Below are 24,554 nucleotides of genomic sequence, written 5' to 3'. Positions count from 1 at the left end.
CGATGGAAATCCACAAGCCAAACCCGATCCACAACTTCCGCGAGTTTCTGAAGGAAGTCGGAATCATCGTGCTCGGTGTGCTCATCGCGCTCGGCGCGGAGCAGACGGTCGAGGCACTGCACTGGCGCGCCAAGGTGCACGAGGCAGAACAGGCGATGCGACTCGAGCTCCGTGACGACGATGGACCGCAGGCGTTCACCCGCGCGGCGATCGAAGCATGCCTCGACCATCAGCTCGATACCATTCAGGCCGCGGTGGAAGGTGGACGCGACCGCCGCGCGATCGCCGCTCTCGCAGACGCGTACACGCCGCCGACGCGCACGTGGGATGCGGAAGCCTGGCGCACCGCCGTCGCGTCAGATGCAGCGTCGCACACGTCGGCTGATCGCATGGTGACGTGGTCCAAGCCTTATCGGCTGCTGCCGGTGCTCGAAGCGACGAACCTCGCGGAGAACTCGGAGCGAATAGAGCTTCAGCCGACGCGCCGAGCTGGAGGACCGCTCTCAGGTGCCGAGCAGGACCGGATGCTGTCCGCCGTCGCGAGACTTCGCGAGGCGAACCACATGATGGCCGGCTGGTCCCGGGCCACCCTGCTCGGCCTTTCTCGAAACAAAATCGCCGTTGCGCGGGACAATCAGGCGCGCATCCTTGCCGGCTATCGCAATCGATACGGCAGCTGCGTCGTCGCGCCGTCATTCAGCGGCGTCGATCCCACCGACCAGCTGCGGGATGCGGCGGGTGCCAGGCCAGCAACTTCACTCAGTCGCTGAATCTCGTGACCGCCGATCCGCCCGCAGTCATGCCCGACCTCCTCCGCGACCAGCTCCAGACCGCGCTCGCGCCGGCGCGCGTTCCACCGCGTACTGCAGTGATCGCTCGATGATCTCGATTCCGGACCGCGTGAGTGCCGCGCTTTCAGATCGCTACACCATCGAGCGCGAGCTTGGCGCGGGCGGTATGGCCACGGTGTATCTCGCCGAGGACGTCAAGCATCACCGCAAAGTTGCCATAAAGGTTTTGCACGCAGAGCTGTCGGCGGTGCTGGGACCAGACCGCTTTCTCAAGGAGATCGAGCTCACCGCGAATCTGCAGCATCCACACATTCTTCCGCTATTCGATTCAGGGAGCGCAGGCGGGCTGCTGTACTATGTGATGCCGTACGTGGATGGTGAAACGCTGCGCGATCGGCTCGATCGCGACAAGCAGCTCTCCATCGCGGACGCCGTTCGAATAGCGAGCGAAGTTGCCGACGCACTGGAGTACGCACACGGTCGCGGCGTAGTGCATCGCGATATAAAGCCTGAGAACATTCTGCTCCAGAACGGACATGCCCTTGTAGCTGACTTCGGCATCGCACTGGCAGTGCAGCAGGCAGGCGGTCAGCGGATGACGCAGACGGGATTGTCACTCGGCACACCGCAGTACATGTCCCCCGAGCAGGCGATGGGCGAGCGCGAGGTCGGTCCGCGCTCGGACATCTACTCGCTCGGCGCGGTGACGTATGAGATGCTCGCGGGCGAGCCGCCGTTCACCGGACCAAGTGCGCAGGCAATCGTCGCGCAGGTAATTACAGGCGAACCGAAGTCACTCACATTGCAACGCAAGACCGTCCCTGTTCACGTTGCAGATGCGGTGACGGTGGCGCTCGAGAAACTTCCCGCTGATCGGTTTGCAAGTGCGAGTGAATTCGCAACCGCGCTGGCCAGTAGCACTGGGCGTGTCAGTCGCGCTACACGTTCAGGTCTGGACAAAGCCGGTTCCGACCCGCGGCCGTGGCGCAATCTCGCGATGGGTACAACCGCTGTCGCGCTCGCGGCGGTCGCTGTTGCAGCATGGGGCTGGGTGCGTCCGCCGGGCACCGACGCCGCGCGCCCGCTATCACTTTCCGTGACGATACCCGCGGAAGAAACACTCTCCAAGGCCGGACTGGCTCTCTCCCCTGATGGGACCCGTCTTGCGTTCATTGCGACAAACCCGGCTGGCAACCGCACTGTATTCGTGCGTGATCTTGCCGACAAAACTGTGCGGGCGCTTCCACATACCGATGGAGCTGACACCCCGTTCTTCTCGCCCGATGGTCAGGCTATTGCGTACTCCGCGGGCGGTGCGCTGTGGAAAGTGTCGCTGAACGGAGGTGATCCGGAGCAGATTCCAGGCACCAACGACGGATCGGTTGATGCCGGCGCCGGGATAAGCGGAGGCGATTGGGCCGCTGACGGTATCATCCGCTACTCGCCGCGCTTCCGTTTTGGCCTCGGTATACTCGCGGTCGCCGCAACAGGCGGTAAGCCTCGTATCATTGCGCTACCGGATTCAAGCGCGGGTGAGGTCGAGCTTTCGCTGCCGCAGCTTCTGCCTGACGGTCGCACGCTGCTGTGCGTTGCGAGAATGACCGGCACGTCGTCGTCGCGACTCGCGCTCGTCTCCCTGGATAACAGGCGAGTGCGTTTACTCGACGTTCAGGCGCAAGCTGGACGATATGCGTTGGGGCGACTTGTGTATGCTACCGCAGATGGGGCAATGTTCGCGGCGTCGTTCGATCCTTCGCATGGGAAGCTCACGGGGCCGGCTGTTCGCATTGCGGGGATCGATGATGATCTCGACGGGGAGAGCTTTGCTCTGTCGAGCGAAGGCACGTTGGCATACGCGGGCGGCAGTTCCAATAACGCACACATTGTGGCGGTTGGTCGCAGTGGTACAGCACGCGTTCTCGACCGTGACCTGCGCGACTACGAGGCTTTAAGCCTCTCTCCCGATGCCAAACGCATCGCAGTCGATATCGGCGAGAGATCCGCGCGCGATATCTGGCTGTTTGAACCAGCTCGCGGAAGCATGACTCGTCTGACGCTAGGTCACGATAACATCTATCCAGTGTGGAGTGCCGATGGTCAGCGCATCGCTTACTCCGCAAATATTGCCGGGACATACGACATCCTCGCGCGCGCATCGGACGGAACAGGTGGCGTGGATACGCTAGTGAAGGGTCCGCGATACAAGTTCCCAGGCGCATTGACCGCCGACGGACGCTGGCTCATCTATCGTCAGAATGATGCGAAGACGAACGAAGACATTTATGCGATCTCACTGGACGGACACCATACGATCCGAACACTCGACGCATCGCCATTCATGGAAATTGAGCCTGAGCTCTCGCCGGACGGCCGGTGGCTGGCGTTCGTGTCGGACGAGTCCGGCCAACATGAAGTCTATGTCCAACCGTTCAGCGCTGATGCGACTGTCGGCGCCAAGATCCAGGTCTCAGTCGTGGCTGGTGACGAGCCGCGTTGGGATCAGAACGGCAAGGAGTTGTACTATCGGAGCGCCGACAGTCTGTTCGCGGTCCCGATCACTGATGGACGCGCGGGGAAGCCGGCTGCGCTATTTGCGGATTCGTACCTTCGCGGCCCACGCTTCCCGGGTTATGACGTTTTGCCTGGAGGCGCAGGGTTCGTGATGTTGCAACGACCGCGCGACGCGCATACCGACCTACGCGTTGTGGCCGATTGGCCCGGCCTTTTGTCACGGCGTACCGCGCCGTGACCCCTTCTGGAGAAGATGTGTTAGCTCGTCTCGCAGCGACAATTGGAGATCGATACAGTGTCGAGCGCGAGCTTGGCGCGGGTGGCATGGCGACGGTGTATCTCGCGGAAGACATCAAGCACCATCGCAAGGTTGCGATCAAGGTGCTACACGCAGAGCTGTCCGCGATCCTCGGCTCCGAGCGCTTCCTCAAGGAGATCGAGCTCACCGCGAATCTGCAGCATCCACATATTCTTCCGCTATTCGATTCAGGGAGCGCAGACGGGCTGCTGTTCTACGTGATGCCGTATGTGGATGGTGAGACGCTGCGCGGACGGCTCGATCGCGACAAGCAGCTCTCCATCGCGGACGCCGTTCGAATAGCGAGCGAAGTTGCCGACGCACTGGAGTACGCACACGGTCGCGGCGTAGTGCATCGCGATATAAAGCCTGAGAACATTCTGCTCCAGAACGGACATGCCCTTGTAGCTGACTTCGGCATTGCACTGGCCGTGCAGCAGGCAGGCGGTCAGCGGATGACGCAGACGGGACTGTCACTCGGCACGCCGCAGTACATGAGCCCGGAACAGGCGACCGGCGAGCGCGAGGTCGGTCCGCGCTCGGACATCTACTCGCTCGGCGCAGTAACGTACGAGATGCTCACCGGTGAGCCGCCATTCACGGGCCCGAGTGCGCAGGCAATAGTCGCGAAGGTCGTGACACAGGATCCCGCGCCGATTATACCGCAGCGACGCAGCGTACCGCCCGCGGTCGAGGATGCGGTGCTCACGGCGCTCGAGAAGCTGCCGGCCGACAGATTCGACAGCGCCGCCGAATTCGCGCGCGCAATGTCCGGCACAACGACAACGGGCGCTGTACGAAGACGCACGAGCACCGACGTGGCGAGTGGAATGCCCGCGCTCTGGGTCGCTGCTGTCGCGGTCGGCGCAGTCGCACTCGGGTGCGCCGGATTTCTGATCGCGCGACAGCACTACAGACCGAACGCACCGATCGCCGCGTTCGGCAATGCGCGGAAGGTGACGTGGGAGCCGGGACTCGAGATCCAGCCTGCACTCTCCCCCGATGGCAAGTACGTGGCGTACGCAGGTGGCAGCACCGTGCTCACGCACATATACGTGCGGCAGGTCGCGGGCGGCCGCGCCGTGAAGCTCACCGATGATTCCACGAGCGTCGAAACCAACCCGCAATGGTCGGCAGACGGATCGCGAATCCTGTTCCTTGCTGGCGGCGCAGTGTTCAGCGCACCATCGTCGGGCGGATCGCCGCGACCGGAAATGCGCGCCGCTCCGGATGGTCGGATCACCAATGCCGTGTGGTCACCCGACGACCGGCGAATTGCTTACGCACACGGCGACTCGCTGTACCTGCGCGACGCGGACGGACATTCGCGGCTCCTCGCACGTCTCAGAGAGGTGTCAGCTTGCCAGTGGAGACCTGATGGCGCAACGATCGCCTGCGCCTCGGGAAACCGCGAGTACTCGCAGCTTGGCCGCTTCCTCGGCAACCTCTCGCCAAGCCGCATCGTCACCGTTGATGTGAGCGACGGCGCGGTGTCCACCGTCACCGACAGCAGCTCCGTCAACCAGAGTCCGTTCTGGTCGCCGGATGGCAAGTGGCTGTATTTCGTCTCCGACCGCCTCGGCCCGCTCGACATCTATGCACTTCCCACGGCGCGCGACGGCCGCGCGAGCGGCCGCGCAATCCGGATCACCACCGGACTCGGCGCGCACTCCGTTTCCATCTCGTCAGAGGGAAAGTCGGTCGCGTACGACGTGTACAGCGCTACCGCCAACCTGCAGTCACTGCCATTCCCTCCGAACGGTGTCGACGCGAGGTCGGCGTTGCCGATCACGACAGGCCAGCAGGTGATCGAGGAGTTCGACGGCTCGCCTGACGGGAAATGGGTGTACTATGACTCGAACGTGAGCGGGACGTCGGAGCTGTATCGCCAGCGACTGCCGAGCGGCGCACCGGAACAACTCACCTTCGACTCCACGGACGACTTCTCACCAACGGTGTCGCCGGACGGACGCGAGCTCGCCTTTCATTCATGGCGTTACGGATCGCGCGACATCTACGTGCTGCCGCTGGACGGAGGTGCGGTGCAGCGCGTCACGTCGTCGCCGCTCCAGGAATCCAAGCCATCGTGGTCACCCGACGGCAACGCGCTCGCATTCTCCATATTCGGTCCGCAGGGAAGCGTCTGGGTGGTGCGGCGCCACAACGGAATCTGGGGCAAACCCGTGCAGCGTACGCGCCAGGGCGGCTACGCAACGTGGTCACCCGACGGACACTCTATCGCGTACACTACAAGTACCTTCACAGGCGGCGCGCTGGACATTGTCGACGCCGATTCAGGCGCACCGCGGGTGGTGTTCGATCCCGCGAAGTCTCACGGAATGCTCGGCGAGCAGCCGTTCTGGAGCAGCGACGGTCGCGAGCTGTATTTCAAGGCACACGATGCAGCAGGCAGGGCGCAGTTCTGGTCCGTTCCCGTTGCTGGCGGCGCAGCAAGGCTGATGCTGACGCTGAACAACCCCGCGCAGAGCTCGTTCCGGCCCGAGTGGGCGTTGAGAGCGGGCCGGATGTACTTCACTGTGGACGACCGCCAGAGCGACGTGTGGGTGATGCACGTGACTCCGCGCTGAACAGGATTACGTAGGCAGGTCCGCGTCGCGAGCGAGCGGCGCTACACGCGGGAACGTACATTATGCGCGACATGTCCGAGCCGGCAACCGACCAGTTATCAGCGAGGCTCCAGCCGTCCCTTGACGGCAGATACCGGATCGAGCGCGAGCTGGGTGCGGGCGGTATGGCCACGGTGTATCTCGCCGAGGACGTCAAGCATCACCGTAAAGTTGCCATAAAGGTTTTGCACGCAGAGCTCTCCGCCATTCTCGGGCCCGAACGCTTTCTGAAAGAGATCGAGCTCACGGCGAACCTGCAGCATCCGCACATTCTGCCTTTGTTCGACTCAGGATCCGCTGACGGGCTGCTGTACTACGTGATGCCGTACGTGGAGGGTGAAACGCTCCGGCGCCGGCTCGAGCGCGAGCACCAGCTCCCGATTGCCGACGCGATACGCATCGCGAGCGAGGTCGCCGACGCACTGGAGTACGCGCACAAACGGGGTGTCGTGCATCGCGATATCAAGCCCGAAAACATCCTCCTGCACGACGGCCGCGCACTCGTCGCCGACTTCGGAATCGCGATCGCTGTGGAGCAGGCTGGCGGACAGCGAATGACGCAGACGGGTCTCTCGCTCGGCACGCCGCAGTACATGTCGCCCGAGCAGGCAATGGGTGAGCGTGAGATCGGTCCGCGCTCCGATATCTACTCGCTCGGCGCCGTGACGTACGAGATGCTGTGCGGTGATCCGCCATTCACTGGATCAACTGCGCAGGCGATTGTAGCACAGGTGATCACTACCGAGCCACGCGCGCTCACCGCGCAGCGCAGGAGCATTCCGCCCGCGGCGGACGACGCCGTAATGACGGCACTCGAAAAGCTTCCCGCCGATCGCTTCGCGACCGCCAGCGAGTTCGCCGCCGCAATGGGTGGCGCAGGCGAAGTTCAACCGCGCGCCGGCAGCCGCCGCACTGTAGCCAGTTCGCGGTTCGCGAAGCGGCACGGTGCGCTGCCATGGATACTCAGCACCGCGCTGCTCGCGCTTCTGCTCATTGCTTTTGTAGCAGCGCGCTCCCTCACGCGCACGCAGCCGCGTACGCCAGTTCAATCCAGCTTTCTCCCGCCCGCCGCCTGCACCTTCGTTGAGCTGGCCGGCGGCAATGTCGTTCAATTGACCAGCGATGGCGCATCGCTCGCCTTCACAGCGACCTGCGACGGCGTGACCGCGCTGTGGGTGCGCACGATCAGCACCGGGCGCATGCGGGAGCTGCCCGGCACCGAGGGCGCGGTCTACTTCTTCTGGTCGCCGGACGGCCGCAGTCTCGGCTTCTTTGGTGGCGCGCATCTCAAGCGTATCGACGTTGAGAGCGGCGCCGTTCGCGACCTGGCACCAGCCGCAAACGGTCGCGGCGGGAGCTGGGGCAGCGACGGTACCATCGTGTTTGCTCCCGACGTCGGCGGTCCTCTGTATCAGGTCGCCGCCGACGGTGGTGCCGCGAAGCCCGCTACAAAGCCCGTCATCACCGCTGCGCCTGGCGGGATCGTGACCGACCGCAATCCCTATTTCCTTCCAGATGGCCGTCATTTCCTCTACGCCGAAGGAAATGGCGCCGCTTGGGCTGGCGTTGAGCGTGTGGCTGAGCTGGGCAGCCTGACGAGCCGGCAACTGCTCGATGTGCCTTCCAACGTGACATACGCCGACGGACGCCTGCTGTATACGCGCGGCGGGCTGCTGATGGCTCAGCCGTTTGATCCCGGGCGCATCAAGCTGTCGGGCCGCCCGGCTGCGGTGGTGCCCGAACTGGAGACGAACGAGTTCCGCATCGACGGCAACTTTACTGCGTCGACGTCGGGTATGCTCGTCTTTCGTGGATTGGGGCTCGTGGACGCCAGCCTCGACTGGTTCGATCCGAAAGTGAACACGACCACGGTATTGGTTGCGCATGCCGCCGTTGGAAATGCACGCGTCTCGCCCGACGGACAATATGTCGTGGGCATCAGACAGCCAGAGCCCGGCCAGACGCGCGCGCTGTCGCTGTTCAGGGCTGATGGCGCGATGTGGAACCAGCTGGTTGGCGACGTACCCGCTGACTATCTGGGCCTGTGGTCGCACGACGGTCGCACGGTGGCGACACCAGGGCCGGACGAGCGAACTATCGCGATCACGCCGGTCGATGGCTCGCCGCCAAAGCAGCTCAGGTTCACGCACGGCTCGGCGCACTTCCTCATAGACTGGTCGCCCGACGGCAGGTCCATCGTTGCCGATGTGCAGGTGGCGGGAACCGGGTGGGACATTGAACGACTGGACATCTCGGGCAACACCGTCACGCCGTCCCCGGTCATTGTAACGCCCGCAGACGAGATCGGAGAGCGTGCATCGCCTGACGGGCGGTTGATCGCTTACTACCTGACCATGAAGAACGACGCTCAGCCTCGGCTTTGCGTCGCCCGGCTGGGATCAGGCACAGCCAGCGTGCAGGTGTCGGAGTCTTTCCTCAACAAACCAACGCTAAATGGCGCCGCCTGGAGTCCTGATGGACGCACGCTGTATTTCATCTCCGCATCAGGCACGCTCATGTCCTCGTCAATTGATGACGGGCCGGAGCTGCGCGCAGGAATCCCCAAAGCTGTTCCTGGTGCCCCGGGAAACCTCACAAGCGTCGACGTCGCGGCTGACGGGCGACTGCTGCTGGTCTCCGGCAATGCGGCCGGTCCGGTGCCGCTCACGCTGATCCAGGACTGGACGCAACTCGCGAAACAATGAGAGCGATGTCCGCAACAGGCAGCTAATCTCCCCCAGCAACTGTTCGGGCTCTCGCGATGCGAACTCCGAATGTGTATCGCGCAAGGTCTGCCCCGCTCGCTCTGGCTACACTCCGGAGCGTGGACTCAGATGTGGTCAGCGCCATCGACCACCACGCGCGCATTGCGCTGCAGCCCTGCGAGCTTCGCACGCTTCATCGGTGATTTACGGAACGCGCTGCTGAACTCTTCCTGCGACATCGCGAGCAGATCTGTCGCGAGTGCAAGCGCATCCTTCCCGGCGATCACCTCACGCGCCGCAAACCCACTCTCCGTCGCATCCCGCGAAAACTTCACATTCCACGAACACACGTCCTGGGACGTGTGCCGATACACCCATTTTGAAATCCCGCTCTCGAGCGGGCGCCGAACTCTTTCTACGACAGAGGTTTAGCTCGCTGCCACCAGCCAGGGGACGGACTCCAGCCGTCGGCGATGCGGCGGAGCCGTCCGTTCCCACCGCGCGTCGGGATTGTCCAGTTGCCGCACCCATCATGGGATCGTAACTTCCACGCGAGTGCGCGGGGCACTCCCACCCGTCGTGCCCATCCCACAGACGGCGTGGCGACGGCGGCACGGGAGATCTCTGTTTGACATCTGTTGAGAATCGTCTGCTCGGCGCGCTCGCCGGACGCTACCGCATCGACCGCGAGCTCGGTGGTGGCGGAATGTCGCGCGTTTTTGTGGCCGAAGAGACGCGCTTCGGCCGCACCGTGGTTATCAAGGTTCTCACCCATGAGCTGGCCGTCGGCCTGAGCGCCGAGCGGTTCGAGCGCGAGATCAAACTCGCCGCGCAGTTGCAGCAGGCCAACATTGTCCCCGTCATTGATGCAGGCGAGATTGCGCCGAGCGACGGCGATCCCGCGCTCCCGTACTATACGATGCCTTACGTCGACGGCGAGTCGCTCCGCGCGCGGCTCGTCGCGCGTGCGGCAGCAGCGCCACTCCCGCTCGGTGAATCTGTCGCGATTCTGCGTGATGTGGCGCGCGCGCTCGCCTACGCGCACGCACGCGGAGTTGTGCATCGCGACATAAAGCCCGAAAACGTGCTGCTCTCAGGCGGAGCCGCGGTGGTCACGGATTTCGGAATCGCCAAGGCAGTCAGCGCATCGAAGACGCAGGCGCCTGGTGGAACACTCACCGTGGTCGGCACCTCGCTCGGCACTCCCGCGTACATGGCGCCGGAGCAGGCCGTGGGGGATCCCGTGGATGCGCGCGCGGACATTTATGCGTGGGGCGTCGTTGCGTACGAGTTGCTCGCGGGTGTGCATCCGTTCGCGGGGAAGGCGACCGCGCAGCAGCTCATCGCTGCGCAGATTGCCGAAGCGCCGGTGCCGCTGTCCGTGCGCGCACCGGGCGTCCCGCCATCGCTCGGAGCGCTCGTGATGCGTTGCATCGAGAAGGATCCAGGTGCACGTGTCGCGAGCGCAACCGGGATTGTCACTGCACTCGAATCTCCAGCGTTGATTGAAATGCCGGATGTGCAACGTACGGCGTCTGCGGGTGTGCGCAGATCCGGGGACGCGCCGCGCGCGAGCTACGGACGGCGCGTGGCAGTTGCGGCCCTGGGCGCGCTGGTCCTCACCGGCGTCCTGCTGCTTGGATGGAGCCGCCGTACGCAGGCGCTGAATCACACCTCTGTGCCCGCGTCCTCGGCCACCGATTCCGCGAGTGCGGGAGCTGCGCGCGCGATCACGACGGTCGCGGTCCTCCCTTTCGTGAATGTCGGTGGTGCCGCGAGTGACGAATACTTCTCGGACGGGATGACGGACGAACTCGCGCACGCTCTGTCGCGGCTGCCGTCGCTCCGCGTTGCGGGGAGAACTTCGTCGTATGCGTTCAAGGGGAAGGAGCTGCCAGCGCAGCAGATCGGTCGGACATTGAACGTCGGCGGCATAGTTGAGGGTACCCTGCAGCGCTCGGGCGACCGGCTCCGCATCACCGCGCAACTGACGAGCGCGAAGGATGGGCTCGTCGTGTGGTCGGACACGTACGAGAGCCGCGCAACCGACGTGTTCCAGGTGCAGGACCAGTTCACAAAGCAGATTGTGCAAGCGCTGGAGCCGGCGCTTCGCGGCACGGCTGCGGCGACAGTCGCCGACTCGAGCCGCGGAACGACCGACCTGGCCGCGTACGATCTCTACCTCAAGGGGCGCTTCTTCTGGGAGAAGCGCGGCGGTGCGAACCTTCTCCGCTCGATCGGCTACTTCAAGCAGTCGATCGCGCGCGATCCGCACTTCGCGCGGGCCTACGCCGGGCTCAGTATGGCATACGCCGTCCTTCCCGACTACGTGCCAATGGACCCCGATTCGCTCGGCGGCCTCGCCATCGCCAGCGCACGACATGCCTTGACGCTCGATTCCACGCTCGCTGACGCGCACATCGCGCTGTGCGGTGCAGGGCCGTTGTTGATGCGTGTCGCGGAAACGGAGCCGCAATGCCGCGCGGCGTTGGCCATCGCGCCCAACGATCCGACCGCGCTGCAGTGGCATGCCGAAAGCCTCTCGTGGCTCGGCAGAATTCCGGAAGCGCTGTCGGAGGCACGGCGTGCGGCCGCGCTCGACCCGCTCTCGCCCGTGATTGTGGCAACCGTAGACCAGGCGCTCTATGCATCGCGCGATTTTCGGGGAGCACTCAATGCCGCGCGTGAAGCGATCGCGCTCGACTCGTCCTTCACACCTGCATATCACGACATCGCCATGGCCGAAATGTTCACCGGCCACGCGGACTCGGCGGTCACAGCTATGGAGATGGCACGTCGACGCGACCCTTCCCTGCCAAACGTTCAGGGCGATCTCGTGTTGGCATACGCGGCAGCCGGACGCTGGAGCGACGCCGAGCGGGTGCGTGCAGCGATCCAGCTGGCGCACGAACAGCGGGTGCGTCACCATGGGGACGCAATGAGTCTTGATGATCTCGATGCAGCGCTCGCGTTCGGGATTCCGCCGGCCCAGCGAGCGACTCTCATTCAACGAATCGACTGGGAGAGCGTGCAGGCCGGTGGGGCCTTCGGTCCGTGCGTTCCGATATTCGATTCACTCAGAGATGAGCCTGCGTTCATCGCCGCGGAGCGTCGCATGGGTGTATCGGGGTGCCCGTATGGCACGCCGTGGCCAATCAAGCCTCGCACGTGATCCCGACCCGCCAGGGGACGGAGTAGGGACGGACTCCGAACTCGCGGCTCCGGTTTCGGAATTCAACCGAATTCGACTCCAATCTCGCCGGTCAGCAGCAGCGCTCGCGATCTGTGAGGCGTTGCTCCGCGGGCAATTTACGTTTGCGAGTTCGTCGCGCCAAGGATCACAGGAATCCACTGATGAACGTCATGCGGTGGTTCACCACGCACCGTACCTGTATCGCACAGAACGTTCCACGGCGGGCCTAGCGTTTACCGACGGGTATCATGAATCCCGTGCGGAGTCCGTCCCCACTCCGTCCCCGTTCTCAAGCACCACCGCCGCATTCCTCTGCAAACCCGCGAGTTTCGCACGCTTCATCGGCGACTTCCGAAACGCCGCGCTGAACTCCTCCTGCTCCATCGCGAGCACTTCCGTCGCCAACGTCTGCGCATCCTTACCCGCGATGACTTCACGCGCCGCAAACGACGGCTCCGTCGCATCCCTCGAGAACTTCACGTTCCACGGGCACACCTCCTGACACACGTCGCACCCGTACAGGTGCTCGCCGATCGCTTCGCGTAGCGTCTCCGCAATCGGCCCCTTCTGCTCGATCGTCTGATATGAAATACATCTCGTCGCGTCCAGCACCCGCGGCGCGACGAACGCGTCGGTCGGGCACGCATCGAGACATCGCGTGCAACTCCCGCAACGGTCCATCTCGAATGGATCGTCAGCACGCAGCTCGAGATCCAGCAACAGCTCGCCCAGAAAGAAGAAAGAGCCAATCTCCGGATTGATGAGATTTGTGTTCTTTCCGAACCAGCCGAGTCCAGCGCGTCGCGCGAGATCGCGCTCGAGTATCGGGCCAGTATCGACATACGGCTTGCCGCGGACAGGGCGACCTGTCTCAACCTCGATCCAGCGGTGCAGCTCGTTCAGCCTGCCGATCATCAGATCGTGGTAATCGTCGCCGCGCGCGTAGCGCGCTACGGGACCGGGCGGCTGCGTCCCGCCGTAATTCATCGCGACGACGACTGCGCTCCGTACTCCCTCGAACGGCCTCCGCGTGTCGCGACGCTTCTCGGCGCCGCGCTCCAGATATCCCATCTCGCCGGCGTAACGGGCGGCGATCCATTCGTCGAAGTGATCCGCAGTTTCGACTTCGCCCAGCGTCGCGATTCCGACGAGATCGAAGCCGAGCTGCCGCGCGCGCGCCTTGACGCGACTTTCGATGTCCCTCGGCGCTTCCACCCCATGCTCGGTCACATGTGAAATCTACCTACTACGCGCTGGCTGCTGCCTGACCACGTGGAAGTTGGCGTCCACTTCCGTCATTCGGTACGGATACATCCAGTGGGAATAGTACATCGTGTTCGGCAGCGGCTTGAGGTCGGTGTTGAAGTAGTAATCGAATACGTAACGCAACACGTTCACGATGCTGGTCGAATCCGGAATCACGCCAGCAGGGCTGCCCGGGAGGTAGTATGCGCCGAAAGGTCTGAACCGTTCTCTGGCCTGGTCCGTGTTTGGAAGCGCGGTGTAGCTTACGAACTGCTTCAGCGACTGTGACCCGTGATCGCCCTGGAGAATGATGATCGGCTGCACCGACGACCGGGCAATCAGTGCATGCACCATCTTGAGCGTCTGTCTGTTGAGACACTTGAGCTCCCCAGAAAGCCCGGTAGTTCCAGGAGACCTGACCAGCGGCGCGCACGCGGAATCGACCTTGAAGCCCAGATGCGGCATCAGCACGTGCACGAAGGTAAAGGTAGGACGTGGGTCTGCCGCGATCGACGGAACGCCCGCGACGTCCAGCATTTCATGGTCGGCGTCCACCTTGTTCTCGCTCGCCATGCGTGGCATGAACTTGCTGAACATCGTCATGTCGGCGAAGTATTGCGCGAGCCACGAACGATGTATGGCGCGCGCGAGGCTGAAGTGCTTGTACGGATCGTACTGCTCGTCGGCATCGCTGTTCGTCAATGTCGGCGAGTACCATGCTGACGGAAAGAACACGAACTTGTATCCCTGCGATTTGAGGAATCGCTCGGCCCTGTTGTGCTCCATCAGGTATGCTACTGGCGTGAAGTCCTTCGAACCGGGACTCATGACCTGGCTGATCGGCTGCACATGCGCGAAGTTCAGAAACGACGTGATCGACAGAAGCGTATTCGCGTAGTTGCTGCGCAGATCGCGCGGAATCTGAAATCCCAGTGCGCGCAGGCTATCCTCGAACGGGCCGTTATCGTAGCCATACCGCTCGCGATATACGTCGGTCGCGGCGTATTCATCGAGAACAATGATGTAGATGTCACGCTTCGGTGCGCGAGCCGCACTCGTCGATCCTCCATCTGACCGCGCGTCGGCGACACGCATCGGAACGGGGCGCTCGAAGTCCCGGACCATGTCGCTGCGGTGTAGCGCAATCATGTCGCTGATCTCGTCGTACGCCAATCGCCAGACGGAGACGCAAACCAGAATGCCGCCCGTGAGCGCAAGAAAGCGACTGACGGTACCCATCGACGGAAGCTTCCGCGCTATCCCACGCTTCTTCGCGAAGGAATACGCGGCGGCGATAGCGACGACGACCACCAGAGCGTACACGGGATGTGCAAGTGGCCAGCCCTTGATGGCGCCGAGCGGGAGGGGCTTGTAGAAATAGAACAGCGCGACCGCGACCAGAGTTACCAGCGCAGCTACGTCCGGGCCTGACGCCACGCGCGTCAGGATGCGAATGATCGCGTATGTGATGCCGTACAGCACCGCGACAGCTGCTATCGCAACCATGCACAGCACGACAACGTCGATCAATCTGTAATACCCGGGATTGTTGGCCGCGACTCCGATAATCGGGAAGATCGCGAACATCGCCGGATATGTGGTGCGCAACCACCTCATGTCAGGAGCTCTCTTCGACCCCTCATCGAGTACAACCATCTGCGCGCGTCGCCCACCTGCTCGCATTCGTCGATATCGAAGTGCGCCGCGAACGCCCTCTCGAAGCCGTCCCGGGTGTAATCGTCGAAGATGTCGGCGCGATTGCGAAGCAGACGCACGACCTGTGAGTCCTCCTTGTCAACGAACTCGATGATGAGATTGTGTCCCAGTTGCGCCATGAATGCCGCGACGTGACCCAGTGGCACGTTGTTGCCGATCGCCAGATGATGCACGAGAGCGAGCGCCATCACGACGTCGGCGGGACCTCGCTCCTCCAGCGACATCCGCTCCGCGTGCGCCCAGCCCAGGGCGGGCGATGGATTCGTGAGGTCCATGAGAAGCGGCAGAATCCCCGTCTCCCGCTGCAGTCGCACGGTTCGGTAGTTTCGCTCGACGGCAGCGGGGTCGATATCGAACGATATTACCAGCGGCGCAATCTCTCTCGCGATGCGCGAGTATACTCCGGTGTTGGCGCCGATGTCCCAAACTATCGCAGGATTCGATTCGCGAAGGTAGCGACGGATGGTGTCCTGCTTGCTCGCGACCGCTGCGTCACTGTAGTTCGTGTCCTGGACATAGTTCGCCCACTGCGTGCCATCCGGCTGCCAGGTGAGCCGCTCGATCGCCTCGCTCAGGTTTTCGCTGAGCGCGACGAGTGCCTGCTTTGTCATCCGGCGCGTGCCGACAGCCGACGAGACTTTCGTTTCCGAATACTTTCGCTGCGCGCGGGCGTGCATGTGGATGTGCAGCAACGCCCGTATGTCCGCCCAACTTCTCCTCGGCAGCATCTCGCTCCCGAAATCGAGCGGGATCCCATCGAGATATTCGCGCAAGAGCAGGCCGAAGCGAATGTCGCGGCGCGCCATGAGCATGAGCGGCACCAGAAAGTGCTGGCAGAATTGCTTGTATGCGATCCACGGTTCCCCGTCGCGATAACGCTCGAACGACAGCGTGTCCATGAACACCGGCCGCCCATCGACGAACTGGACGTTGTATGCACTGGCGTCTCGCAGAACGAAGCCCCGCTCGAGCGCGCGCGACTGGACGGCGAGCGTCAACAGTGCGGCGTCCTTCAGCTGCCCGAAGCACCATTCGTAGGGATACGATATGAATGGGAGGCGCTCCGGCTCGAGCACGGCGTACGCATCCGTCGTCAGCGCCAGCGCTACATCAGCCGATGCATGCGGTACCAGCAGGCGATCGGCCATGAGCTCGTCGTACAGGCCGGATGACGAGCATGCATCGAATTCATCTGCAAAGACCCGGTTGACCTGCCGGTAAAGCACACCGTTCCGGTCGAAAACAAATCCACTCGGGTCTCGGAACGACGCTCCGAGTCGCGTCAAGCTATCGGTGGTGCCTGTTGAAGAGCGAGACGAAGAACGCCTTGGTTGCTCTGCGCGCACGACGCATGAAGGCCAGCGCCGAGATCACGCCAGCGATTACTACCTGGAGCACGAGACTGCCTGCAGCGGGATCGATATACATCAGAACTCCCGATTCGTGGTGGAGTTTCGAGGTCCGAGCGGGAAGATAACGTACAATGATCCCGCCGGGATCACAACGTTGTTACCGTACCCATTCAATCTCGTGACGCCCACCGGACGTATCGCTCCACGTCGTCGGCGGGTGGGAGGAAATCTGGTGATCCGTACGCTGTATCCATACGCCAGCGTACATACTCCCGGTCCGGGATGGGTAGAAATGGCGGCCGGCGGTACCAGTGCCGGTTCCGGAAGCGCCAACTCACCCGCGCGAGATCGACCGCGAGCGTCGGGCGACGCAGCGAACGGGCGCCGAGCGCGAGGGCCAGTCTCAGCATTGACATGCCCCAATTTAGACATGCACGGGGCTCGATGAGACGACTGCCCCGCCGGCAGCCCTTCTCGTGGGCGTACACTTCCGCCTAGCTTTCGTCGATGTACCGCCACAGAGTGCGACCGTGATCAGGCTGGGGCTCATCTCCGATACGCACGGCCTTCTGAGGCCGGCAGTTCATTCGGCCTTCACCGGGGTCGACCTGATCCTTCACGCCGGCGATGTGTGCGGTGACGACATCCTCCATGAACTGAGGACCATCGCCCCGGTCCACGCGGTCGCCGGCAATTGCGATCCCGTTGGCGATCCGAATCTTCCAGTGTCTTTCGAACAAACGTTCGAGAGTCTCCGCCTTCACATGAGTCATGGCAACGAGCTTGGCCGGCCCAAACCGGAGCAACTGCTCAGAGCCTACCCGAACGCGGATATCATAGTATATGGCCATACGCACAAACAACTGATCCTCGACCTTGCCGGCCGCGTGGCGGTCAATCCGGGCGCCGCAGGTGCCCGAAGATTCGACCTCGCTCCCAGTGTCGCAATCATGATGATTACCGATGGTCGAGTCGCCGTCGAACTGATCGAGCTCGAGTGATTGCGAGAGTGATCGAGGGAGTCATTGCGTGAACGATGCTGTGCGGCCGTTACGCGACGATGAGGTGCGTGTTCTCACACTCGACAGCGGAGACAGCGCAACGGTTCGCGACGCGACGCGACGCGTGCTCGCTGCACTGCTCTATGCGCCACTGGAAAAGATAGAATTGTACGATGCGCCCAAGGGAAAGCCGCTACTGCGCAACGATCCGGCGCTGCACTTTTCCATCTCGCACTCGCACGACGTATCGATGATCGCGGTGACACGCGTGGCTCCGGTCGGTGTGGACATAGAGCAGCTGCGTGCCGTGCCGAATGCGGAGACGATCCTCAAGCGTTTTTTCACGCACGAAGAAATCGAGACGATTCTCACCGATGACAATCGCGATCTGCGCTTCATTGAAGCGTGGACGCGATCGGAAGCGCGTGTCAAGGTGCGCGGCGCAAGCATCTGGGAAGCGGCGACGCCTGATCCGCATACGACAGTCCGCGCGCTGCATGCGCCAGATGGATTTGCCGCCTCCGCGGCGGTTGCCAGTCCTGCGTGGACGATCACACAGTACAACATTTCTGTGACGGACATCGTAGCTCTCTAGACCGATCAGCATGGACAGGGCGTGCGTTGTGTTCCATACTTCCCGACGCAAGCCGTATGCAGACTGTTCATGTTCCACCTGTCAGCGAGATCTCATGCCCCGTATCACGTCGTTCCTTATTGCCGCGCTTGCAGCCGCGGCGCTCGGCACAACCGCTGTTGCCCAGTCACCCGCGATATTCGACAACGCGCACTCGGATCTGCGCTATCGCATGGTTGGACCGGATCGCGGCGGACGCGTAACCACCGTAACGGGCGTCGCCTCCGAGCCGCGCACTTTCTACATGGGCGTCGCGAGCGGCGGCCTCTGGAAGACCACTGATGCAGGCGCAACGTGGATTCCCATTTCCGACGGAAAGATTCCTGTCGGCTCGATGGGATCGATAGACGTCTCGCAATCGAATCCGAATGTCATCTACGTTGGCACCGGATCGGACGACATACGCAGCAACGTCTCGACGGGACGCGGTGTGTACAAGTCGACCGACGCTGGCGCGACCTGGAGCTTCGCGGGACTGCGCGACGCGGGACAGATCGGTGGTGTGCGTATCGATCCATCCAATCCGGATATCGTGTACGTCGCAGCAATCGGGAACGCCTTCACGTCCAACGCGGAGCGCGGCGTCTTTCGCACCAGGGACGGCGGCAAGACGTGGGACAAGGTGCTCTTCATCTCCGACAGCACGGGTGCAGCCGACGTGGAGTTTCAGCTTGGTAATTCCAGGGTCATCTACGCTTCGATTTGGCAGGGCGTGCGCAAGCCGTGGGCAATTCTGAGCGGCGGCCACGAGGGTGGTCTCTACAAGAGCACCGATGGCGGAGATCACTGGACAAAAATGACCGGCGGTCTTCCGTCCGGTCTGTTCGGCAAGAGCAACATCGCCGTGACAGCGGCGAATCCGAATCGAGTCTACGCGCTGATCGAGGCGAAGCCGGGCGGCGGTCTGTATCGTTCCGATGACGCGGGCGAGCACTGGTCACTCACCAGCTCAAACCCTCAGCTCATCACGCGCCCGTTCTATTACGTCACGCTCGCCGCGGATCCCACCAACGCAGATGTTGTCTACGGCGGCGCCGAGAATTTCTACAAGTCCACCGACGGCGGCAGAAATTTCAAGTCCGTGCGCGTTCCTCACGGCGACAACCACGACATGTGGATCAGCCCCAGGGACGGCAACGTGATGATCCAGGCGAACGACGGCGGCGCGAACGTCTCGCTCGATGGCGGACTCACGTGGTCCACGCAGTTCAATCAGCCGACCGCCGAGATTTACGCGGTGTCGATCGACAACCAGTTCCCGTATCGACTGTACGGGGCGCAGCAGGACAATACGACGTTGATCGTGCCGAGTCTGCCGCTCAACAGTGGGCAGGAGGAGGAGTGGCGCGGCGGACCGGGTTGCGAGACCGGACCCATCATGCCGCACATCACAAATCCCGATACGGTTTACGGGTCGTGCAAGGGACAGTTCAGCCGGATGTCGCTGCGGACCGGTCAGGAAAAGCAATACTGGGTCGGAGCGCAGTCGCTGTATGGAAGCGTGCCGGGCGATCTCATCTATCGTTTTCAGCGCGTGTCGCCACTGGAGCTTTCGCCGCACGATTCGCACGTCATCTATTACGGATCGCAGTACGTACATCGCACGCGCGACGAGGGAGTGACGTGGGAACGAATAAGTCCGGATCTCACGGCGCACGACCCGCGCTATCTCAATGCAGTGAGTGGCGGCCCCATCACGCGCGACGTGACGGGCGAGGAAGTTTACGCGACACTGTACGTGATCCGCGAATCTCCGCTGCAGAAGGGTCTGATATGGACCGGTTCCAACGACGGTCCGGTCTACGTAACGCGTGACGATGGAAAGACGTGGACCAACGTCACGCCGAAGGATCTGCCGCCTGGTGGCCGCGTACAGACGATCGATCCCTCACCGCATCGCCCCGGCTCGGCGTACATCGCGGTCTATCGTTATCTGCTCGGTGATTTTGCGCCATATATCTATCGCACCGATGATTACGGCAAGTCATGGACGCGTCTCACCGACGGAACCAACGGAATCGCGAAGGACGAGCCGACGCGCGTGGTGCGTGAAGATCCGTCGCGCGCCGGCCTGCTTTACGCCGGCACGGAATTCGGAATGTACGTGTCGCTCGACAACGGAGGCCACTGGTTGCCGTTCCAGTTCAATCTCCCGGCGACCCCGATCACCGACATCAACGTGCACCAGAAGGATCTGGTGTTGTCGACACAGGGCAGGTCGTTCTGGATCATGGACAATCTGACTCCGTTGCATCAGTGGAGCGATGCGATCGCCACATCCAGCGCGCATCTCTTCAAGCCGCGTGACGCGTATCGCATGCATTACAGGGCCAATCCCGTTTCGATATCTGCACGCGGGAACAGCGCATCTGCGCCGCAGTACCCGCAGCCTGGCGCGATGATCGACTACTACTTCGCGAAGGAGCCCGAGGGCGAAGTGAAGCTCGACATACTCGACGCAAGCGGGAAGGTTGTGCGCACGTTCACGACCGCTGCCGCGAATGAGCGCGCGCGCGAATCGCAGGCCCGTGAGGAACAGGACGAGGATGCGCCGCGCCGGCGCTCCGGTCCCGTCAACATCACCAAGCATCAGGGGCTGAACCGCTTCACGTGGGATCTTTCCTATCCCGGTCCGCGCCAGAGTGCTTCGCGTCCCGCGGGTGGCGGCGGCCCCACGGCTGTGCCGGGTGAGTACAGGGTTCGTCTCACCGTTGCTGCATCGGGGAGCGACGCAGCGTGGACGGAAACGCAGCCTCTCGTCGTGAAGCCGGATCCGCGCATCACGCGCGACGGCGTGACCGTCGCCGACATGCAACAGCAGTTCGATCACAACATGCGCGTACGCGACCTCGTAACTGACGTCAATCTTGCAGTCGCGCGCATTCGCGAAGCGCGTACGAGACTCAAGGGCGCCACCGGCGCCACCGGCGCCGCCGCCGACACGTTGCAACGTCTGAACGCCATCGCGGCCACGCTCGAAACGCCGCCGATCCGTTACAGCAAGCCGGAGCTGCAAGGCAACATCACCTACCTGTACGGCATGACCAACGGCGCCGATCAGAAGATCGGCCGCGACGCGGTCGAGCGTTATCGCACGCTGCGTTCCGCGCTCGATCTCCAGCTCGCCGACCTGAACAGGCTGCTCGGTCCCGCGCCGGCCGGAGGTGCCCACCGGTAGCCTGTCCATTAAATCTTTATATAATCTTGCCCTTTGGTGGTACCCTGGTGAAGTTTGAGCGCTGAGTCCCGCCGGCCGCAAAGAGCAGGGAGAAATACATTTGTTTCTCCCTGCTCGCGCATCCGGACCCGAACCAGCCATAGCCAGGAGCAGGTCCATGAAGTTGTATCGTCGAGCGTGGTATTCCGGCCTCGCGATGTCGTTGTTCGCCGTACTTGCTTCCGGGTCGGCCCGCGCGCAGGGGGCTACCAACCCCAATTCACGCATCACGGGTGTCGTCACTGATTCTCTGGGAAATCACCCCGTTGCCGGAGTCCAGGTGACGGTGACTGGTGGACGCCTGGGGGCGATAACCGATTCCGAAGGCCGCTACACCATCAACGGTGTTGCACCCGGAACGCACACGATCGACGCGCGTCGCCTCGGGTTCAAGCCACTCACGCGGCCAGGAATTGCCGTGAACGAGGGCGCCACCACAACGCTGAATCTTCACATCGTATCCGTGCCGCTCATGCTCGAAGCGGTCGTGAGCACGGGCGTCGTCGATCCGACGAGCGGCACACGCGTTCCGTTCACGGTCGGACGAGTGGACGCGGAGAACGCGCCAGTACCGTCGGCCAACGCAGTCGAAACGATTCAGGGCAAGATCGCCGGCGTGACGGTGGTGCCGAGTGGCCAGCCTGGGACGGGGACGAACATCGTTCTGCGTTCGCCGACGAGCATCAACAAGTCCAATTCACCGCTCATCGTGGTGGACGGCGTGATCCTCAGCCAGGCATTCGACGGATCGACCGCAGATCTCGAGTCGCTCGACATCGAGAGCGTGGAAGTCGTCAAGGGTGCCGCCGCGGCGTCGTTGTACGGCTCGCGCGCCTCCTCGGGCGTGATCCAGATTCGCACCAAGCGTGGTGCGAGCCTGCCGGAAGGACCGACACACATAACGGTGCGCTCCGAGATCGGAACGAGCTCGATCGCAAACAAGAAGCACTGGGCCAAGTACAACTACTACATGGTCGATTCTGCGGCGACGACGTATCTCAACGCCGCGGGCGCACCCGTAACTCGCGCAACGCGCGTCCCGAAGCCGATCTTCTCGAGATTCCAGGACAGCCGCTATCCGGACCCTACCTACGACCAGATCCAGCGCTTCTTCGATCCGGGTCAGACGTACAAGAACTCCGTGACGATGGCGCAGAATGGCGGTCGCACGAACTGGCTGCTGTCGCTCGTGAATTCAAATCAGGACGGCGTCGTGCTGAACGCAGGCACATACGGCCAGAACGACGTGAGATTGAATCTGGATCACCAGCTTCGTGACGACTGGCGCATATCGTTCAGCGGATTCGGAAGCAGATCCAAGCGCCGCGATCTCAACGGCAACACGTTCTTCCAGCTCATCAATCAGGCACCGGACGTGAATCTGCTGCAGCCGGATCCGGACGGAACGCCATACATCTTCCAGCCCGACCCCGAGGGCCGCGAGCCGAATCCGCTGTACGTGCTCGCAACGCAATTCAGAGAGCGCAAGAGCGCGCGCACACTCGGAAGTCTCGCGAGCCACTACGGCCCGCTGTCATGGCTGAGCTTCGACGCCGACGTCAGCTACGACAGATCTGACCGCAACCTGTCGTACTTCCTCGATCAGGGTCTCAAGTCGCCGACGTTCGGGTCGGCGGGCGATCCGGGTCAGATCACACAGACGCAGGGCACAACCGACGCACTCAATGCATCGACCAGCGCGAACCTGCTCGGCCACTTCAAGGCGTTGACACTGCGCAGCACGCTGCGCGCGTTGATAGAGCGTGAGGACAACTCTGTCGTGATTGCTGATGGAACCAACTTCGCCGCACCTGGCGTTCGCAGCCTCGACAACGCGCAGAATCGGTTCGTGTCATCCACGCTCGAGAGCGTGCGCTCGACAGGATACTTCGGAACGCTGGGCGCCAACTACGGCGACCGCTACATCTTCGACGGCCTCATCCGTCATGACGGCAGTTCGCTGTTCGGACCGGAAGAGCGCTGGCACAAGTATTACCGCTGGAGCGGCGCGTGGCGCATGGCGTCGGAATCGTGGTGGCCGTTCAAGGGGTTGATCAACGAGTTCAAGCCGCGCATCTCGCGTGGAACGGCCGGCGGCCGCCCCAGCTTCGCCGACCAGTTCGAGACATTCGACTTCACCACCGGCGGCGGTCTCGAGAAGAACACGCTCGGCAACAAGGCGCTCAAGCCCGAGCTGTCGACGGAGACCGAGTTCGGTCTCGACATGATCATGAAGGATCGCTACTCGGTGCAGTTGTCGTACGCGAAGAACAGGGTTACCGACCAACTGATTCAGATTCCGCTGCCGGGTTTCTACGGCTACACGACTCAATGGCAGAACGCCGGAACTGTGGAAGGGAACACTGTAGAGGCAACGTTCCAGGCCCAGATCCTTCGCGGTCCGAAGCTCACCTGGCAGCTCGGGCTCGTCGCCGATCGCTCGCGTAACAGGATCACCGAGTTCGATCGCTCCTGCTTCACGACGAACACGATTGCGTATCGCTGCGCGGGCTCGACGCTCGGCTCGATGTACGGTTTTGCCTTCCTCAAGCAGCCCGCCGGACTTCCAACCGGCTCGCAGGCGCGAGCGGCGGAGTTCCAAACCAACGACGATGGCCTGCTCGTCTGGGTTGGTCCCGGCAACACGTACAAGGAAGGCGAAACAAAGAAGCTGTGGGGAACGAGCACGACGATCGGCACCAACAATTACGGATGGGGAATGCCGATCCTGCAGCAGGACGCCAACGGCAACACCGCGGTCCGGAAGATCGGCGACGGCACACCGCGCTTCCACTACGGAATCTCGAACAACGTTGGCTGGCACGATCTGACGTTCTACACGCTTCTTGACGTCAACATGGGCGGCAACGCCTACAACCAGACGAATCAGCGCATGTACCAGTACGGTCGCAGCAGCGACGTCGATCAGGCAGGGAAGCCGCAGGAAGACAAGAAGATCGTGGACTACTACGTGAATCTGTATTCCGCGAACAACCCGGTCGATTACTTCGTCGAGGACGCCGGATTCGTGAAGCTGCGCGAGATCTCGATGCGCTATCAGCTCCCCCCGAGCTTCTCGGGAGCGTTGTCCAAGGTCGGCGCTTCGGGCGCATCCTTGTCGCTCATCGGCCGCAACGTGCTCACATGGACCAAGTACAAGGGCTACGATCCCGAGGTTGGTACTCCGAACGTGCGCCTCGACAGCTTCGACTACCCGCGCTACAGAACATTCACCACCAGTGTCGAGATCAACTTCTGATGGCG

15 protein-coding genes are annotated in these 24,554 nt (G+C 62.6%); 9 read left to right on the top strand and 6 right to left on the bottom strand.

The window, feature by feature from the left end:
- Positions 1 to 2: 2 nt before the first annotated feature.
- From V4529_15560 to V4529_15545, 4 genes are all read left to right on the top strand, one after another.
- Positions 3 to 770 (top strand): hypothetical protein, encoded by a 768-nt coding sequence (locus V4529_15560; GenBank protein MES2359753.1) that lies wholly within the window; start codon positions 3 to 5, stop codon positions 768 to 770.
- A 109-nt stretch (positions 771 to 879) separates the two neighbouring features.
- Complete coding sequence (locus V4529_15555) at positions 880 to 3,540, top strand: protein kinase (protein MES2359752.1); 2,661 nt, start codon at positions 880 to 882, stop codon at positions 3,538 to 3,540.
- 17 nt (positions 3,541 to 3,557) lie between these two features.
- Positions 3,558 to 6,188 carry a protein kinase gene (locus V4529_15550; protein ID MES2359751.1) on the top strand — a complete coding sequence of 877 codons (2,631 nt, stop codon included), beginning with the start codon at positions 3,558 to 3,560 and terminating at the stop codon, positions 6,186 to 6,188.
- Positions 6,189 to 6,250: 62 nt separating this feature from the next.
- Complete coding sequence (locus V4529_15545; protein MES2359750.1) at positions 6,251 to 8,932, top strand: protein kinase; 2,682 nt, start codon at positions 6,251 to 6,253, stop codon at positions 8,930 to 8,932.
- A gap of 125 nt (positions 8,933 to 9,057) precedes the next feature.
- Here V4529_15545 and V4529_15540 read toward each other — a convergent pair whose 3' ends face one another.
- Positions 9,058 to 9,267: a hypothetical protein gene (locus V4529_15540; GenBank protein ID MES2359749.1), complete on the bottom strand. Its 210-nt coding sequence runs from the start codon at positions 9,265 to 9,267 to the stop codon at positions 9,058 to 9,060.
- A gap of 293 nt (positions 9,268 to 9,560) precedes the next feature.
- On the opposite strand from V4529_15540, the gene V4529_15535 reads away from it, so the two are divergent.
- Entirely contained in the window at positions 9,561 to 12,104 is a 2,544-nt protein-coding gene (locus tag V4529_15535) for a protein kinase (GenBank protein ID MES2359748.1), read from the top strand.
- 267 nt (positions 12,105 to 12,371) lie between these two features.
- Here the strand turns inward: V4529_15535 and queG are convergent, their stop codons facing one another.
- The 5 genes from queG to V4529_15510 all read right to left on the bottom strand — a co-directional run bounded on the left by queG (position 12,372) and on the right by V4529_15510 (position 16,854).
- Entirely contained in the window at positions 12,372 to 13,355 is a 984-nt protein-coding gene (gene queG / locus V4529_15530; protein MES2359747.1) for a tRNA epoxyqueuosine(34) reductase QueG, read from the bottom strand.
- A gap of 9 nt (positions 13,356 to 13,364) precedes the next feature.
- On the bottom strand, positions 13,365 to 14,987 hold the full coding sequence (locus V4529_15525) for a hypothetical protein (protein ID MES2359746.1): 1,623 nt from the start codon (positions 14,985 to 14,987) through the stop codon (positions 13,365 to 13,367).
- Positions 14,984 to 16,372: an SAM-dependent methyltransferase gene (locus tag V4529_15520; protein ID MES2359745.1), complete on the bottom strand. Its 1,389-nt coding sequence runs from the start codon at positions 16,370 to 16,372 to the stop codon at positions 14,984 to 14,986. The genes V4529_15525 and V4529_15520 overlap by 4 nt, the downstream gene beginning before the upstream one ends.
- 1 nt (position 16,373) lies before the next feature.
- Positions 16,374 to 16,514, bottom strand: coding sequence for a hypothetical protein (locus tag V4529_15515; GenBank protein MES2359744.1), 141 nt, complete (start codon positions 16,512 to 16,514; stop codon positions 16,374 to 16,376).
- Positions 16,515 to 16,608: 94 nt separating this feature from the next.
- Positions 16,609 to 16,854, bottom strand: coding sequence for a hypothetical protein (locus V4529_15510; protein MES2359743.1), 246 nt, complete (start codon positions 16,852 to 16,854; stop codon positions 16,609 to 16,611).
- A 114-nt stretch (positions 16,855 to 16,968) separates the two neighbouring features.
- Here V4529_15510 and V4529_15505 point away from each other — a divergent pair, with 114 nt between their 5' ends.
- The 4 genes from V4529_15505 (at position 16,969) to V4529_15490 (ending at position 24,549) form a co-directional block, all read left to right on the top strand.
- Positions 16,969 to 17,439 (top strand): metallophosphoesterase family protein, encoded by a 471-nt coding sequence (locus V4529_15505; GenBank protein ID MES2359742.1) that lies wholly within the window; start codon positions 16,969 to 16,971, stop codon positions 17,437 to 17,439.
- 28 nt (positions 17,440 to 17,467) lie between these two features.
- The gene (locus V4529_15500; protein ID MES2359741.1) at positions 17,468 to 18,034 is read left to right on the top strand and encodes a 4'-phosphopantetheinyl transferase superfamily protein; all 567 of its coding nucleotides are present in this window, start codon (positions 17,468 to 17,470) and stop codon (positions 18,032 to 18,034) included.
- 94 nt (positions 18,035 to 18,128) lie between these two features.
- Entirely contained in the window at positions 18,129 to 21,251 is a 3,123-nt protein-coding gene (locus tag V4529_15495) for a hypothetical protein (GenBank protein MES2359740.1), read from the top strand.
- Positions 21,252 to 21,408: 157 nt separating this feature from the next.
- Positions 21,409 to 24,549: a SusC/RagA family TonB-linked outer membrane protein gene (locus V4529_15490; protein MES2359739.1), complete on the top strand. Its 3,141-nt coding sequence runs from the start codon at positions 21,409 to 21,411 to the stop codon at positions 24,547 to 24,549.
- Positions 24,550 to 24,554 lie beyond the last annotated feature (5 nt).

This window comes from Gemmatimonadota bacterium (assembly GCA_040388625.1).
In the GTDB taxonomy this organism is placed as follows: Bacteria; Gemmatimonadota; Gemmatimonadetes; order Gemmatimonadales; family Gemmatimonadaceae; genus Fen-1247.
The sequence above is the reverse complement of the archived record's forward strand: the minus strand, read 5'-3'. Positions and strand labels throughout refer to the sequence as shown.